This is a genomic window from Faecalibacterium sp. Marseille-Q0746, from assembly GCF_017377595.1.
In the GTDB taxonomy this organism is placed as follows: Bacteria; Bacillota; Clostridia; order Oscillospirales; family Ruminococcaceae; genus Faecalibacterium; species Faecalibacterium duncaniae.
Genome location: NZ_JAFREI010000014.1, coordinates 1 through 14,672, shown reverse-complemented (window position 1 = coordinate 14,672; position 14,672 = coordinate 1). Strand labels below are relative to the sequence as shown.

Genomic DNA, 14,672 nt, shown 5'->3' with positions numbered 1-14,672 from the left:
GTTTTCCATTTGATTTCCAATTTGTAAATTTTGCGCCCATTTATCCATCTTTACCGTTTCTTAGTTGACCCCTTTTTCCGCTTTTCGGTATACTATTCATATATCCGCATGTGTTTTGTACACTGCGGAAATATTTTCTCGAAAGGTCGGTGGACATTATTCTCAAGGCATCCATCCCCAAACTGCGGGAAAAATTATTGGAAGCGCTTCAGGCGGTGCTGCCCATCGTGGCCATTGTGCTGGTGCTCTGCTTCTCCATTGCTCCCGTCTCCCCCAGCATCCTGCTCTGCTTCCTGCTGGGCGCGGCTATGATCATTGTGGGCATCATGTTCTTTACGCTGGGCGCGGAGATGAGCATGAGCCCCATGGGCGAGCGGGTGGGCGCAATGCTCACCAAAAGCCGGAGCGTGCCGCTCATCATCGGTGTCGGCTTTCTGCTGGGCTTCCTCATCACCATCTCGGAGCCCGACTTACAGGTATTGGCCAATCAGGTGCCCTCCATCCCCAACATGACCCTCATCCTCTCGGTGGCGGCAGGCGTGGGGCTGTTCCTCGTGGTCGCCTTCCTGCGTATGCTGCTGGGCATTGCCCTGCCCAAGCTGCTGGTGGTGTTCTACGGGCTCATCTTTGTGCTGGCCGCCTTTGTGCCAAAGGAATTTCTTTCCGTGGCCTTTGATTCCGGCGGCGTGACCACCGGCCCCATCACCGTTCCTTTCATCATGGCGCTGGGTGTCGGCGTGGCCGCCATCCGTTCCGACCGCCATGCCGCGGACGACAGCTTTGGTCTGGTGGCGCTCTGCTCCATCGGCCCCATTCTGGCGGTACTCATTCTGGGCATTGCGTTCCATGCCAGCGACAGCATCTACGTTCCACCCATCCCGCCCAACGTCAGCGATTCCGTGGAGCTGTGGCAGCTCTTCCACGAGGGCCTGCCCACCTACATCAAGGAGATCGCCACCTCCCTGCTGCCCATCATCGCCATGTTCGGCGTGTTCCAGCTGGCGGCCCTCAGGCTCGACCGGCGGACGCTGGGCCGCATCGGCGTGGGCCTTGCCTATACCTATATCGGTCTTGTGCTATTCCTCGCAGGCGCAAACATCGGCTTTATGCCTGCCGGTAATTATCTGGGTCAGGTGCTGGCAGGCCAGAGCTTCCGCTGGCTGCTGGTGCCCATCGGGATGCTCATCGGCTACTTCATCGTCAAGGCTGAGCCCGCCGTCTATGTGCTGAACAAGCAGGTCGAGGAAGTGACCGACGGTGCCATCTCTGCCAGCACCATGGGCGCAGCCCTCTCGGCAGGCGTTTCCCTCTCGGTGGGTCTTGCCATGTTGCGGGTGCTCACCGGCATCTCCATCCTGTGGTTCCTCATCCCGGGCTACGCCTTTGCCATTGGCATCTCCTTCGTGGTGCCCAAGCTCTACACCGCCATCGCCTTTGACGCGGGCGGCGTTGCTTCCGGCCCCATGACGGCCACCTTCCTGCTGCCGCTGGCGCAGGGTGCCTGTGTGGCCGTGGGCGGCAATATCGTCACCGATGCCTTCGGCGTGGTGGCCATGGTCGCCATGACCCCCCTCATCACGGTGCAGCTCATGGGTCTGATGGCCCAGCTCAAGCAGCGCCGGGCCCGGCAGGCACAGCCTGTGCCCGCCGCCGCGCTGGCCTTTGCCGACCTGCCGGATGATGCCATCATCGAGCTGTAAGGAGGTCCTGCTGTGAATACTTTATACTGGCTCGTCACCATCACCGACCGCCACTCCACCGATGCCTTTCTGGCCCTTTACGAGGAGCACGGCATCACGGTCAGCCTGCGCACGGTGGGTGCAGGCACGGCGGTGCGGGAGACCCTTTCCACCCTGGGGCTGGAGCAAACCGAAAAGGCCGTGCTCTTTGCCATGATCACCGCCGAGACCTGGCCCGGCCTGCAAAAAGACCTGCGCCGTAAAATGCGCATCGATGTGCCGGGCACCGGCATTGCGTTCATCATCCCGGTCAGCAGCATCGGCGGCAAGCGGGCGCTGCAATTCCTGACCGAACACCAGACCTTTGCACTGAAGGAGGAAAGCACCTTGAAGGATACCCGCTATGAGCTGCTGCTCGTCATTGCCAATCAGGGCCACACCGGCTCCATCATGGACGCGGCCCGCGCCGCCGGAGCTGGCGGCGGCACCGTCATCCACGCAAAGGGCACCGGCATGGAGGGTGCCGCCCACTTTATGGGGGTGGATCTGGTCAACGAGAAGGAGCTGGTGCTCATCGTGTCCCGCACCACCCTGAAAAACCAGATCATGCAGGCCATCATGCAGGGGGCAGGCCCCAAGGCGGGAGCCATCGTGTTCTCCCTGCCCGTGACCGATACGGCGGGTCTGCGGCTGCTGGACGAGGAGTAACGGTCTCGCCCTCTCAGGCGCTTCGCGCCAGCTCCCCCCAAAGGGGGAGCCCTTGGCAGCCACATCAATTCCGCTGTTCTGATGGGAAGCAACAGCATCGGGTGGATTTTCTTGAAGTTTTCCTGTATTATAAGATTGTATGGGAGGTACTGCTATGAAATCTACTCGTCGCTGGCAGCAGCTTTTGCTGAACAGTCTGGCTATCATCCTGGGCAACGCACTGTATTCGCTGGCGGTGGCCCTGTTTCTGGAGCCCGCCGGGCTCATCACGGGCGGTGCCACCGGCATCGCGCTGGCCTTCGGGCGGCTGACGGGGCTCTCCGTCTCCGGTTTCCTCTTCCTCTTCAACATGTCCATGCTGGTGTGGGGCTGGGCGGTGCTGGGCAAGAAGTTCGCACTGAACACCCTTGCCAGCAGCGTGCTGAGCCCCGCCTTTCTGGCACTGTTTGAGCGGCTGCTGGACGGCCGGGTGCTGACTGAGGACATCTTCCTCTGCACCATCTTCTCGGGTCTGGGCATCGGCGTTGCGCTGGGCATGGTCATCCGGGCGGGCGCTTCCACCGGCGGCATGGATATCCCTCCGCTGGTGCTGCAGAAATGGTTTCGCTGGCCGGTGTCCATCACCATGATGCTCTTTGATATCGCCATCCTGCTGGTGCAGGCGGCGTTCAGCCAGCCGGAGCAGGTGCTCTACGGCATCGTGCTGGTCATCACCCACACCATCGTCATGGACAAGATGCTGATGCTGGGCGACAGCCGCACCGAGGTCAAGATCATCAGCACCCGGTCGGATGAGATCCGCACCGCCATTCTGGCTGAGATCGACCGTGGTGTGACCGTGCTCCACGGCGAGGGCGGCTACACCGGCGAGCCCAGCGAGGTGCTGCTCAGCGTCATCTCCAACCGGGAGCTGCCCCGGCTGGAAAAGCTGGTCCATTCCATCGACCCCGCCTGTTTCCTCATCGTCAGCCGCGTGACCGAAGTCAGCGGCCGGGGCTTCTCGATGGAAAAGGAATACCAGTAAATCTTCTTGACAGTGTTTCTGCTATCTGCTATATTGATATCAGAATAACAAAGTCGATTTTGGGCTTTCGCACAGGGACCCCCCTGCCTTTTGGGGTTATCTGTACGAAGGCCCGTTTTATTACAGGAAAAAGGAGCCAACTATGAAAATCACTCAGATCCCCATGGGGACCCACAATGCCCAGCTGACCTGCTACCTGCAGGATCCCTGCACCGAAATGCCTGCTCTGGACCGCTGCCCTGCGATCCTGATCTTTCCGGGCGGAGCCTATGCTTTCTGCTCAGACCGGGAAGCCGATCCTGTAGCGCTGGCCTTCCTGAACGCAGGCTACAATGCCTTTGTGCTGCGGTACAGTGTCTCCCAGAACTGTCCGGTGGAGGAGGTCTATACCAATGCCTTTGCCGAGGCGCAGGAGGCCATGGACTACCTGCACCAGAACGCAGGCGACCTGCACATCGACCCGGAGCAGATCGCCGTGGTAGGCTTCTCTGCCGGCGGGCATCTTGCCGCCTCGGTGGGCACCATGGGCCGGGTCCGTCCCGCGGCCATGCTGCTGGGCTACGCTGTGTTCAGCATCCCGGGCAAGGCGTTGGGCATGGAGCTGCCGGACCTGCTGCAGCAGGTGGATGACCAGACTCCCCCTACCTTTCTTTTTGCCACTCAGGGCGACCATCTGGTGCCCGCAACACAGTCCCTGCAGTTTGCCACCCTGCTGGCAGAGCGGAAGATCCCCTATGAGATGCATATCTTTGCTTACGGCGACCACGGCTTCTCCACCGGCAGCCGCCACATTGCCAATCCCAACAACCCGGAAAACCCGGAATCCGCAGTGTGGCAGGGCATGGCACTCGGCTTCCTGAACCACATTTTCAACCACGACGTGCTGGTGCCCGCCCCGGAGGAAGTCAGGGAATTCTGTCTTGATATGAAGATCGGCACCCTGCTGGACACTCCTCAGTCCGCTGCCCTGATCCAGCAGCTGCTGCCGGAGCTGGCCCAATATGTGCAGCAGGAGCCCGGCTCCCGGGGCATTTCGGTGAACGATCTGCAATTCTACAGCAACAAAATGTTCGATGAAGAAAAGCTGGCCGCACTGAACGAAGCTCTGGTAAAGCTGAACTGAACCACACACAGAAGCAGCCCCCTCGGGTCATAATAGCCTGAGGGGGCTGTTGCTCTGTAATTCAGCTGTTACAGCAGCGGTGCAATGACCTTGAGCAGCATTCCGGTGGCACGGAGCAGATAATGCTTCTGCCAGATGCTGGCCGAGGTATTTTCCACCGTGCGGCACTGTTCCAGCGTGTGCTGGAAATCCTGCTCAATATCCCGGATACAGGGAGCATCCACCATCCAGACGGCATCCTCAAAGTGATGGTACAGGCTGCGGTAGTCCAGATTGATGGTGCCCACCACCGCTTCCCTGCCGTCCACCACGAACACCTTTGCATGGACAAAACCAGGGCTCCACTCGCTGATCTTCACGCCCGAATCCAGCAGGGCCGAATAGTGGCTCTTTGCCAGTGCATAGGGGAACTGCTTGTCCGGCTTTCCGGGCAGGATAAGGTGGACATCCACGCCCCGTTCAGCGGCAAATTTCAGGGCAGTCTCCAGCTCACCGTCCAGAATAAGGTAGGGGGTCATAATGTGGATGTAATCCCTGGCCCGGTTGAGCAGGTCGATATAGACCATCTCGCCCACCCGCTCGCCGTCCAGCGGACAGTCCCCGTAGGGAGCCGCCACGCCCTTTGCATTTTCCGGCACCGGAATGGGCCGGGTCAGGAACTGCTCATATTCCGGCTCCTTCAGGATGCCCCACATCTGCAGAAACTGAGCCGTCAGCGAACGGACTGCTTCGCCCTCCAGCATCACGGCGGCATCCTTCCAGCGGCCATGCTTCTGGATGTGGTTGATGTACTCATCGGCAAGATTCACGCCGCCGGTAAAACCGACCCGCCCGTCAATGACAAGAATTTTCCGGTGGTCGCGGTAATTGTAATGGGTAGAGACGAATGGCTGCACCGGGCTGAACACCTTGCACTGGATGTTCAGCTTCTCCAGCAGCCGGGGGTAGTTGCGGGGCAGGGTGGAGAACTCACAGGTACCGTCGTACATCACCCGGACATCCACGCCCTGCAGCGCCTTGCGGGCCAGCACTTCCAGGATCTTGCCCCACATCAGGCCCTCGTCGATGATGAAATACTCCACAAAGATATATTCTTCTGCCGTTTCCAGCTGGCGCAGCAGTTCCTCAAACTTTGCCTCGCCGCCGGGGAAGTAGGTCATGGCGGTGTTCTGGTACACCGGAAAGCCGCCGCCCCGCCCATACAGGTACTTTGCCAGCGAAGCCGCACCGGGTTCAAGCGCTTTCAGCTGCTCCACTGCCTTTTGGCTCTGCGGCAGCCAGCCGCGCAGCTGGTCCTCCAGCTCCAGCAGCCGCTTGCGCAGGATGTTGTGCCCGAAATTGCTCTTGACATAGAAGAACATCGGAATGCCCACCACCGGTGCGATGGCAACCACCACCATCCAGGTGATCTTGGCGCTGTTGTCCATCTTGCTGTTGAGCAGGTAGATGACCATGGCCGATGTAACGACCACGCTGCCGCCAAAGTAATGGGGCCACAGGTTGCCGAACCACCGGAAGATGCTGAACAGCAGTCCCACCTGCAGCAGCAGGAGGATCAGCACCAGGCCAAAGCGGCTGAAGATGGCGTGGATCACACCCTTCTGCCCCTTTCTCAGCAGCCGCAGGCCGCCGTCCTCAAACTGATGAACATAGCCCTTGACGTTCTGTTTCAGTTTCTCTGTTTTCATGTTCCGCCTTTCTTATTTCCGCCGCAGGGTCACCGCATAGGAGTCCTGTGCCGCGTGGCAGCGCTCCACCAGCTCCTTGGGCTGGGCGCAGACCCCGTGGTCATGCCACGGGTCATTGAACCAGTAGTTTTCCTCATCGTAGCCCACCAGCAGCAGGCAGTGCTCGTGGCACTTCCAGGCAAAGTCGGTGCCATCAGCCAGCAGCCAGTGGTCCCGCTCCTCGGGCACCGGGGTGAAATCCAGCGTTGCCCAGAACACCACCGGCATTCCCTCGTCAATGAACCGGCACAGCTGCGCTGCGGTCTCGCCGCTCACGTCCAGCACCTCGAACCGGTCCGCCGCGCCTTCATGCTTCAACGCGCTCTGCAAGGCCTGCACGATGCAGGGGGCATAGCAGCCGTACCCGGTGTGGTCGTGGGGGTCGCCGGGGTAGACGAACATCGGGTCAGGCCCGTAGAGCCTGCCCTCCTGTTCCCAGTAGGGGGCGTGGGGCAGGTCGCGCTCAATGAACACATCCGGGTCAATGGGGATGCCCACAGCCTGCAGCAGCATCACGCTGCTGATGCTCTCGCAGCCGTTCACCCAGCGGGCAGTCTGGTCGATATACGGGGCCGAAACAATCTTTTTCATCAATTTTCCTCTTACTCTGTCAAAAACAGTGGATTTGTGATATCATAAGCAGTGAGAAACAGGGGTGTTCCCCAACAATATACCTATTATAGCTTATTCTGACCGGTTTTTCCACCGGAATCGGCAGGCAGGAGGATTTTGGGACATGAACAATCTGATCATCGGCATCGCAGGCGGCTCGGGCAGCGGCAAGACTACGCTGGCTTACCGGCTCAAGGAGCGGTTCGGGGAGGACGAGGTGCGTCTGATCTCCCACGACAGTTACTACAAGCGCCACGATGAACTGCCTTTTGCAGAGCGCTGCAAGCTGAACTATGACCACCCGGACGCGTTCGACAACGACCTGCTCATCCAGCACCTGAAGGAGCTGAAGGCGGGCCGCGCCATCGACTGCCCCGTGTACGATTACGCCAACCACAACCGCAGCAGCGAGGTGCAGCACATCGAGCCTGCCCCCGTCCTCATCGTGGAGGGCATTCTGCCCCTGGCTGAGCCGGAGCTGTGCAGCCTGTTCGATTACAAAATCTATGTAGACACCGACGCTGACGAGCGGATCCTCCGCCGCATCCTGCGGGATGTCAAGGAGCGGGGCCGCTCTCTGGACAGCGTCATCGCCCAGTACCGCGCCACCGTCAAGCCCATGCACGAGGCTTTTGTGGAGCCCAGCAAGCGCAACGCCGATATCATCATCCCCAATGGCGGGGAAAACGGCCCTGCCATCGAGATGCTGGCCCACCATATCCGCAGCCTGATCCAGAAGGCGAATCTGCGCTGAACTTTCACCGCAGTTCCGTATGATATCAAAAAGGGGTGGTTCCCGACCGGGAACCACCCCTTTTTATGATTCTGCGGATCCTGCTCAGACCTTGCAGCTCTCACCGCTGCAATGGTCGCAATCCTCTTCGATCTTGCCCACGATGGGTTCCGGATCGATGCCCTGACGGCGGTAGTAATCGGACAGAGCGGCCTTCACGGCCTGCTCTGCCAGAACGGAGCAGTGTACTTTGATGGGGGGCAGACCCTCCAGAGCTTCCACAACGGCCTTGTTGGTCAGCTTCAGGGCCTCGTCAATGGTCTTGCCCTTGATGAGGTCGGTGGCCATGCTGCTGGTGGCAATGGCGGCACCGCAGCCAAAGGTCAGGAACTTGACATCAACGATCACGTTGTTCTCGATCTTCAGGTACATGCGCATGATATCGCCGCACTTGGGGTTGCCGACCTCACCCACGCCGTTTGCATCGGGGATCTCACCAACATTGTGCGGGTTTGCGAAATGCTCCATGACCTTTGCGCTATACATACTTGCCATCTTAGTTTTCTCCCTTCAGGCTGAACTGGCGGGCGGTGTTCTGGCCCTGCAGCCACATACAACTCATAGCACGGCGGCGGGGAATGACCTCCTCCAGCACGTCGCACAGATATTTTGCTTCCTCCATGGTATTCTGCGGGCCAAAGGTGAACCGCATGGAACCGTGGCCGATCTCCTCCGGCACGCCGATGCTCAGCAGCACATGGCTGGGGTCCAGGCTGTCGGAGTTGCAGGCCGAACCAGTGGATGCGCAGATGTGGTGCATATCCAGGTCCAGCAGAATGGTCTCGCCCTCCAGGCCGGGGAAGCTGATGTTCGCATTGCCGGGCAGGCGGTGCTCCAGGCCGCCGTTCAGGCGGGCCTCGGGGATGTTCTTCAGGATGCGATCGATGACGTAGTCACGCAGCTCTTTCTCGTGGGCCATCCGCTCGTCCAGATGGGAGACGGCCATTTCCAGGGCCTTGCCCATACCGGCGATACCGGCCACGTTCTCGGTGCCGGCGCGGTGGCGGGCCTCCTGGCTGCCGCCGTCGATCAGGTTCTGGGGCCAGATGCCCTTGCGGCAGTACAGTGCGCCCATGCCCTTGGGGCCATTGAACTTATGGGCGCTCATGGACAGCATATCCACGCCCAGCTCCTTGACATCCACGGGAATGGTGCCAACGGCCTGCACCGCATCGGTGTGCATCCACACGCCGTGCTTGTGGGCGATCTCCGCAATTTCCTTGATGGGCTGGATGGTGCCGATCTCGTTGTTGGCCATCATAATGCTGACCAGCGCGGTATCGGGACGGATGGCCGCCTCCACATCCTCCGGGCGGATATAACCTTCCGGGGTGGGCTTGATATAAGTGACCTCAAAGCCCATGCGCTCCAGAGCCGCCATGCTGTGCATGATGGCGTGGTGCTCAAAGGCGCTGGTGATGAGGTGCTTCTTGTTCTGGCGGGCCTTGGTGAAGGCAGTGCCCTTCACGGCCCAGTTGTCGGCCTCAGAGCCGCAGCCGGTGAAGAAGATCTCCGCCGGAGACGCGTTGATGGCCTTGGCCACCTGTGCGCGGCCGGTGTCCACAAACTCTTTGGCCTCATAGCCAACGCTGTAATGGCTGCTGGGGTTGCCGCAGGCACCGCTCAGGGCCTGGGTCATCACTGCCAGCACCTCCGGGGCACAGGCAGTCGTGGCAGCATTGTCGAGATAAACCACTTTCTCCATAGTTTCCATGGGATTGATCCTTTCTGGCAAACGACAAATCGTTTTTGCATTTCCGGACCGAACGTCCGGGCCTATGATACCTTTTAACGGGAATGTTATACCATATCATTCCCTAGCATGTCAATAGGAATACTGGAAATTCATCAATCCGTAACAATCCGGGCAAATTCAGCGGCCTTTTCCGGCCAGCTTTCCCAGAACCACCTTCCATTTGGGGTAGCCCCAGCGTTTGTCCTCGGCAAAATCGTCGGCCAGCTTCCAGGGGAAGGTGCCGCCATCGAAGTACAGATTGCCCACTTCGTCCACCCGGTCCAGCTTTTTGGGCAGGTATTCCTCATCATAATAGCTCTTGCGCTTATCCGGCAGGGCCCAGTGGAGGGTGCCGTCGGCATCCATGCCGGAAGCCCACACGCCGAACACAAAGGTCGCCGCCTCGCCGTAGCAGTGCTGCTCAAAGCGGATGGCACCATCATAATAGAATTTGATGACCTCCAGCGTACCGGATTCCTTTTTGCCGTCCCGGCCCAGCGTGGGGCGGTAGTCCTGCTGATACCGGCAGCCGCAATGGGCTCCGGCAAACTTTTTCGGGTCGAATGCCATAAGTGCACATCCTTTCTTTTGCACAAAACTCCCCCCGGCAGCGCACGGATAGGCCCCATCTCAGAGGGGGCTGTCTGCGAAGCAGACTGGGGGAGTTTCCTTTAAAAATGCCCCTCAAAATCGCCCTCGATCTCATACGGCCAGCTCAGGATGCCGCCGAGATCACGCAGGCCGGTGTAGCCCTGCGCTTCCAGCTTCTGTGCGGCATCGGCACTGCGGCGGCCGGTGCGGCAGTAGATCAGCCACTGGGCATTTTTGTCCGGCATGACCTCCTCCGCGCGGGTCAGCACGTCCCCTAGGGGCAGCAGCTTTGCGCCGGGGATATGCCCCACGGCAAATTCGTCCGGCTCCCGGACATCCACGGCCTGCGCCTTGCCTGCATCCAGCAGGCGGATGGCTTCGGCCGGAGTGATCTTCTCTACCATTGTCTCATCTCCAAGTTCCGATATTTTCTCTATTATATGATAACAGACGTTTTTTGTTTCGGCAAGAGAAACCGGCGTTTTCGCTTTGCAAAACCTGCACCGCGTGGTATACTAAGGGGAGAAACAAGGAGAGTAGACCATGAAATTTTCCACAAAGAGCCGCTACGCCCTGCGGCTGATGGCCGAGCTGGCCCGCTACGCACCGGGCACCACCGTCTCCCTGAAAGAGATCAGCGAGCGGCAGAACCTGAGCCTGAAATATCTGGAACAGATCGTCACCCCGCTGGCCCGGGTGGGGCTTGTGAAAAGTGAGCGCGGCAGCCAGGGCGGCTACCGGCTGACCAAGGCCCCCGCCGACTACACCGCCGGCGAGATCCTGCGCGCCATTGAGGGCAGCGTGGCCCCCATCCCCTGCCTTGGCAGCGAGACCAACGAGTGCCCCATGTCCGAGCAGTGCTTCACCCTGCCGTTCTGGGCCGGGCTGGACGAGGTCATCAACCAGTACATCGACAGCGTCACTCTGGAGCAGCTGGCCCAGAGCCTGCCCGCCGCCACGGACGGCTGCTGCGGCTGCAATACCAAGACCTGAAAATTTATGCTTGACATTTTGCGCCGAATCTTATATAATAAGCAGGCATTCAGCGAATGCAGCATAGATTTAGGGGTATAGCTCAGTTGGTAGAGCAGCGGTCTCCAAAACCGCGTGCCGTGAGTTCGAGACTTACTACCCCTGCCACAAACCTCCGGAGCAGCCGTTCCGGAGGTTTTGTTTTTGCGCAAACATACTCCCCCAGTCATCGCTGCGCGATGCCAGCCCCCTCTGGGATGGGGCCTTTGTGCCCCTGCAAAGAGGCTCCCTCATGGAAGGAGCTGGCTGCGAATGCAGTGAGCAGACTGAGGAAGTCCGCCTTTTTCATCTTTTTTGCGGCTTTTTTGTTTTTTTCGCTTGACAAGCCGCCCATCTTCCGGTATAATAAGGCACGTTCCGGCGGTAAACGCCGCACGAACTTGAGCGATCATGGCCCGGTAGCTCAGTTGGTTAGAGCACCAGCCTGTCACGCTGGGGGTCGTCGGTTCGAGCCCGATCCGGGTCGCCATTTGCTGCTATAGCTCAGTTGGTAGAGCGCATCCTTGGTAAGGATGAGGTCTCCAGTTCGAATCTGGATAGCAGCTCCATTGAAAAACCACTTGAAGTCTTAGAGCTTCAGGTGGTTTTTTGTTTGCCATTTTCCCGGTTTCTCCGGCCGGGAAGCCTTCCCTTTCCAGCGAAATGCCCAAAATTGGGTCTGATTTTTCCACATTCCGGCAATTGAACTTTTGGATGGTTTGCAGTACACTTTGTGTAAGAGAGTTGGTTATTTTTGTGTCAAACATCCACAGACCAGAGAGTTTTGATTGAATCGGAGGTATTTCCTATGGCTCGTTTTACTCTTCCCCGCGATCTGTACCACGGCAAGGGTGCTCTGGAAGCCCTGAAGTCCTTTACCGGCAAAAAGGCCATGATCTGTGTCGGCGGCGGCTCCATGAAGCGGTTCGGCTTCCTTGACCGCGCTGTTGGCTACCTGAAGGAAGCCGGCATGGAAGTGGAGCTGTTTGAGGGCATCGAGCCCGATCCCTCTGTTGAGACCGTCATGCGCGGCGCAGAGGCCATGCTGAAGTTTGAGCCCGACTGGATCATTGCCATGGGCGGCGGCTCCCCCATTGATGCCGCAAAGGCCATGTGGATCAAGTACGAGTACCCTGAGATCACCTTTGAGGAGATGTGCAAGGTGTTCGGCATTCCGCCGCTCCGCCGCAAGGCCCACTTCTGCGCCATCTCTTCCACCTCCGGCACCGCCACTGAGGTGACCGCTTTCTCCATCATCACCGATTATCAGAAGGGCATCAAGTACCCCATCGCTGACTTTGAGATCACCCCCGATGTCGCCATCGTCGATCCCGATCTGGCCGAGACCATGCCCAAGAAGCTGGTTGCCCACACCGGTATGGATGCAATGACCCACGCCATCGAGGCTTATGTTTCCACCGCCCACTGCGACTACACCGACCCGCTGGCCATCTTCGCCATCCGGATGATCCAGGGCGATCTGGTGGACAGCTACAACGGCGATATGTCCAAGCGTGATTCCATGCACAACGCACAGTGCCTGGCCGGTATGGCATTCTCCAATGCTCTGCTGGGCATCGTCCACTCCATGGCACACAAGACCGGCGCTGCCTTTGCCGACTACGGCGCACACATCATCCACGGTGCTGCCAACGCCATGTATCTGCCCAAGGTCATCGCTTTCAACGCCAAGGACCCCGAGGCCAAGAAGCGCTATGGTGTCATCGCTGACGAGATGAAGCTGGGCGGTTCCAACGACGACGAAAAGGTCAAGCTGCTCATCGAGTACCTGCGCGGCATGAACGATGCGCTGAACATCCCCCACTGCATCAAGAACTACGGCCCCGATTCCTACCCCACCGAGCAGGGCTTTGTTCCCGAGGAAGTGTTCCTGGAGCGCCTGCCCGAGATCGCAAAGAACGCCATCGGCGATGCCTGCACCGGCTCCAATCCCCGCCAGCCCAGCCAGGAGGAGATGGAGAAGCTGCTCAAGTGCTGCTACTACGACACTGAGGTCGACTTCTAATTAAAACCGACATTTTACAGACACTTTTACCTCTTTCCCATAACAGCAAAGCCGCAAGCCCTCAACAGGCCTGCGGCTTTGTTGTTTGATGGACCTCTCAGGCGCTCCGCGCCAGCTCCCCTGACTGGGGCTGCCAGGTTTGCGCTGCTGCAGACGGCAGAGCGACGGATGCAAAAAACCGCCCTGACGGTTTCCCATCAAGGCGGTTTGAGCTGGAGCTGCTATCCAGATTCGAACTGGAGACCTCATCCTTACCAAGGATGCGCTCTACCAACTGAGCTATAGCAGCACAATCACAGCTCAATTATTTTACCACAAGAATTCCTTCTTTGCAAGTGTTTTTTGCAAAAAATCTGATTTTTCTGTTCCAAAGCAAAAAAGCCCAGAGCGATACCGCTCCAGGCTCCTTTGTCTGTATGTACATATCATGTGTATAATGTCCGGGGCGGTCCGGAGCGGATATTGTCAAGGGAAGTGAACGGGTTTCATCTCTAGGTGCCCACCGATTCATCTTGTTTGGTGTTTTGCATCCACCGCACCAGCGCTTCGGCGTCCTGTTTGCCTTTGGCGTACATTTTTTCAAGGCCGGCGCGGTTCTTGGTCAGGGTGGACATCCCCTCTGTGCTGTCCGGGGCGATGATGCAGACAAGGCCCTGCCGCTCCAGCTCCCGTGCCCGCTGGACAGCCGTGTTGTACCGCCATGCCCGGCGGCGCAGCCCCTCGGCTGCAGCGGGGTAATGCGACTGCAGCAGGTGCGCCAGATGCTCGTCCAGGGCATCACTCCTCACCAGCCCGATGGGCTTGGTCAGGATGAGAGCCACCCGGTCGCAGCCGTGGGCAAAGGCCCATTCCAGCGGGACGGGGTCGGCCAGGCCGCCATCAAAATAAGGCACGCCGTCGATGACGCAGGGCTGGTCGATGACCGGGATGCAGCAGGATGCCATGAGGATGCGGTAGTCGTCCGGGTGGAGGTCTGCCTTGGTGAAATACTGCGCCTCGCCGTTCTGTGCATTGGCGGCCACCACGCAGAGCTCTGCCGGGCTGCGGGCAAGCGCCGCGTAATCCAGCGGATTCTCGCCGCCTGCATTGCTGAGGGTGCCGTAGACATAGCCCAGATCGAGATAGGAGTGCTTGTGGATGAGGTTGTGCACGCTCATGTACTCCCTGCGGAAGGAGTATTCATCGTAAAAGGGCTTGTTCCGCCCATGCTGGCCTGCCAGATAGGACGCCATATTGGCGCTGCCCGCCGAAACGCCGATGCAGAGATCGAAGCGGAGGTCCTCCTCCAGGCAGCGGTCCAGCACGCCAGCGCCGTAAATGCCCCGCAGGCCGCCACCCACATCGATGACACCGTATTTCATGGTCTGTTCCTCCATCGTTTCATTCCATTTCCCTCCCAGTATAACGGGACGGCGGGAAATACTCATTGAGCAAACGGCGGGATCTGATGCAATTTGCGGCAGAAAGCAGGATCTGCCGCAAAAGAAAAGCACGAGACCGAAATCTCGTGCTTTTTTGGTGGAGCATTGTCAGCAGCAGTCGAACCTTTAGGCAGGCATATCGTTGCTGCGGTCAGAGCGCTTCAAACCGAGAAACGGAGGCACTTCGGAACGCTTCAGCCCTTGCTCGTGTGCTTTTTTCAG

At 59.0% G+C, this 14,672-nt stretch carries 14 protein-coding genes and 4 tRNA genes; 10 read left to right on the top strand and 8 right to left on the bottom strand.

Annotated elements, in window-relative coordinates:
• Positions 1–149 precede the first annotated feature (149 nt).
• The 4 genes from J3351_RS08990 (at position 150) to J3351_RS08975 (ending at position 4,534) form a co-directional block, all read left to right on the top strand.
• Positions 150–1,700: a DUF1538 domain-containing protein gene (locus tag J3351_RS08990; RefSeq protein ID WP_207697575.1), complete on the top strand. Its 1,551-nt coding sequence runs from the start codon at positions 150–152 to the stop codon at positions 1,698–1,700.
• 12 nt (positions 1,701–1,712) lie between these two features.
• Complete coding sequence (locus J3351_RS08985; protein ID WP_097786494.1) at positions 1,713–2,387, top strand: P-II family nitrogen regulator; 675 nt, start codon at positions 1,713–1,715, stop codon at positions 2,385–2,387.
• 154 nt (positions 2,388–2,541) lie between these two features.
• Positions 2,542–3,411, top strand: coding sequence for a YitT family protein (locus J3351_RS08980; protein WP_198403110.1), 870 nt, complete (start codon positions 2,542–2,544; stop codon positions 3,409–3,411).
• Positions 3,412–3,553: 142 nt separating this feature from the next.
• Positions 3,554–4,534: an alpha/beta hydrolase gene (locus tag J3351_RS08975; protein ID WP_207697574.1), complete on the top strand. Its 981-nt coding sequence runs from the start codon at positions 3,554–3,556 to the stop codon at positions 4,532–4,534.
• 68 nt (positions 4,535–4,602) lie between these two features.
• On the opposite strand, the gene J3351_RS08970 is transcribed toward J3351_RS08975, so the two are convergent.
• Together J3351_RS08970 and J3351_RS08965 are read right to left on the bottom strand one after the other, a co-directional pair.
• Positions 4,603–6,222: a phospholipase D-like domain-containing protein gene (locus tag J3351_RS08970; protein ID WP_154277437.1), complete on the bottom strand. Its 1,620-nt coding sequence runs from the start codon at positions 6,220–6,222 to the stop codon at positions 4,603–4,605.
• Positions 6,223–6,234: 12 nt separating this feature from the next.
• Positions 6,235–6,852 (bottom strand): C39 family peptidase, encoded by a 618-nt coding sequence (locus J3351_RS08965; RefSeq protein WP_117535941.1) that lies wholly within the window; start codon positions 6,850–6,852, stop codon positions 6,235–6,237.
• Between the two features lie 145 nt (positions 6,853–6,997).
• Between J3351_RS08965 and udk the strand changes: the two genes are divergently transcribed.
• On the top strand, positions 6,998–7,627 hold the full coding sequence (udk, locus tag J3351_RS08960) for a uridine kinase (protein ID WP_005934518.1): 630 nt from the start codon (positions 6,998–7,000) through the stop codon (positions 7,625–7,627).
• 84 nt (positions 7,628–7,711) lie between these two features.
• On the opposite strand, the gene nifU is transcribed toward udk, so the two are convergent.
• From nifU to J3351_RS08940, 4 genes are all read right to left on the bottom strand, one after another.
• Positions 7,712–8,161: a Fe-S cluster assembly scaffold protein NifU gene (nifU, locus tag J3351_RS08955; RefSeq protein WP_207697573.1), complete on the bottom strand. Its 450-nt coding sequence runs from the start codon at positions 8,159–8,161 to the stop codon at positions 7,712–7,714.
• A gap of 1 nt (position 8,162) precedes the next feature.
• Entirely contained in the window at positions 8,163–9,380 is a 1,218-nt protein-coding gene (locus J3351_RS08950) for a cysteine desulfurase family protein (protein ID WP_207697572.1), read from the bottom strand.
• Positions 9,381–9,539: 159 nt separating this feature from the next.
• Entirely contained in the window at positions 9,540–9,971 is a 432-nt protein-coding gene (locus J3351_RS08945) for a hypothetical protein (protein ID WP_207697571.1), read from the bottom strand.
• 101 nt (positions 9,972–10,072) lie between these two features.
• Entirely contained in the window at positions 10,073–10,396 is a 324-nt protein-coding gene (locus J3351_RS08940; protein ID WP_005934523.1) for a rhodanese-like domain-containing protein, read from the bottom strand.
• A 139-nt stretch (positions 10,397–10,535) separates the two neighbouring features.
• Here J3351_RS08940 and J3351_RS08935 point away from each other — a divergent pair, with 139 nt between their 5' ends.
• The 5 genes from J3351_RS08935 to J3351_RS08915 all read left to right on the top strand — a co-directional run bounded on the left by J3351_RS08935 (position 10,536) and on the right by J3351_RS08915 (position 13,029).
• Complete coding sequence (locus J3351_RS08935; RefSeq protein ID WP_207697570.1) at positions 10,536–10,985, top strand: Rrf2 family transcriptional regulator; 450 nt, start codon at positions 10,536–10,538, stop codon at positions 10,983–10,985.
• A 71-nt stretch (positions 10,986–11,056) separates the two neighbouring features.
• Positions 11,057–11,132, top strand: a tRNA-Trp gene (locus J3351_RS08930).
• A 284-nt stretch (positions 11,133–11,416) separates the two neighbouring features.
• A tRNA-Asp gene (locus J3351_RS08925) sits at positions 11,417–11,493 on the top strand.
• Between the two features lie 3 nt (positions 11,494–11,496).
• Positions 11,497–11,572, top strand: a tRNA-Thr gene (locus J3351_RS08920).
• Between the two features lie 239 nt (positions 11,573–11,811).
• On the top strand, positions 11,812–13,029 hold the full coding sequence (locus J3351_RS08915) for an iron-containing alcohol dehydrogenase (RefSeq protein ID WP_097771321.1): 1,218 nt from the start codon (positions 11,812–11,814) through the stop codon (positions 13,027–13,029).
• A gap of 213 nt (positions 13,030–13,242) precedes the next feature.
• Here the strand turns inward: J3351_RS08915 and J3351_RS08910 are convergent.
• Together J3351_RS08910 and J3351_RS08905 are read right to left on the bottom strand one after the other, a co-directional pair.
• Positions 13,243–13,318: transfer RNA gene (locus J3351_RS08910), tRNA-Thr, on the bottom strand.
• 202 nt (positions 13,319–13,520) lie between these two features.
• Complete coding sequence (locus J3351_RS08905; RefSeq protein WP_374222242.1) at positions 13,521–14,390, bottom strand: patatin family protein; 870 nt, start codon at positions 14,388–14,390, stop codon at positions 13,521–13,523.
• Positions 14,391–14,672: the final 282 nt, after the last annotated feature.

Bases quoted from the DNA above. Each gene is read 5' to 3' on its own strand.
- J3351_RS08915 (WP_097771321.1), top strand. From the start codon at position 11,812: ATGGCTCGTTTTACTCTTCCCCGCGATCTGTACCACGGCAAGGGTGCT.
- nifU (WP_207697573.1), bottom strand. From the start codon at position 8,161: ATGGCAAGTATGTATAGCGCAAAGGTCATGGAGCATTTCGCAAACCCG.
- J3351_RS08905 (WP_374222242.1), bottom strand. From the start codon at position 14,390: ATGAAATACGGTGTCATCGATGTGGGTGGCGGCCTGCGGGGCATTTAC.
- J3351_RS08950 (WP_207697572.1), bottom strand. From the start codon at position 9,380: ATGGAAACTATGGAGAAAGTGGTTTATCTCGACAATGCTGCCACGACT.
- J3351_RS08945 (WP_207697571.1), bottom strand. From the start codon at position 9,971: ATGGCATTCGACCCGAAAAAGTTTGCCGGAGCCCATTGCGGCTGCCGG.
- J3351_RS08965 (WP_117535941.1), bottom strand. From the start codon at position 6,852: ATGAAAAAGATTGTTTCGGCCCCGTATATCGACCAGACTGCCCGCTGG.
- J3351_RS08975 (WP_207697574.1), top strand. From the start codon at position 3,554: ATGAAAATCACTCAGATCCCCATGGGGACCCACAATGCCCAGCTGACC.
- J3351_RS08940 (WP_005934523.1), bottom strand. From the start codon at position 10,396: ATGGTAGAGAAGATCACTCCGGCCGAAGCCATCCGCCTGCTGGATGCA.
- J3351_RS08970 (WP_154277437.1), bottom strand. From the start codon at position 6,222: ATGAAAACAGAGAAACTGAAACAGAACGTCAAGGGCTATGTTCATCAG.
- J3351_RS08935 (WP_207697570.1), top strand. From the start codon at position 10,536: ATGAAATTTTCCACAAAGAGCCGCTACGCCCTGCGGCTGATGGCCGAG.
- J3351_RS08980 (WP_198403110.1), top strand. From the start codon at position 2,542: ATGAAATCTACTCGTCGCTGGCAGCAGCTTTTGCTGAACAGTCTGGCT.
- udk (WP_005934518.1), top strand. From the start codon at position 6,998: ATGAACAATCTGATCATCGGCATCGCAGGCGGCTCGGGCAGCGGCAAG.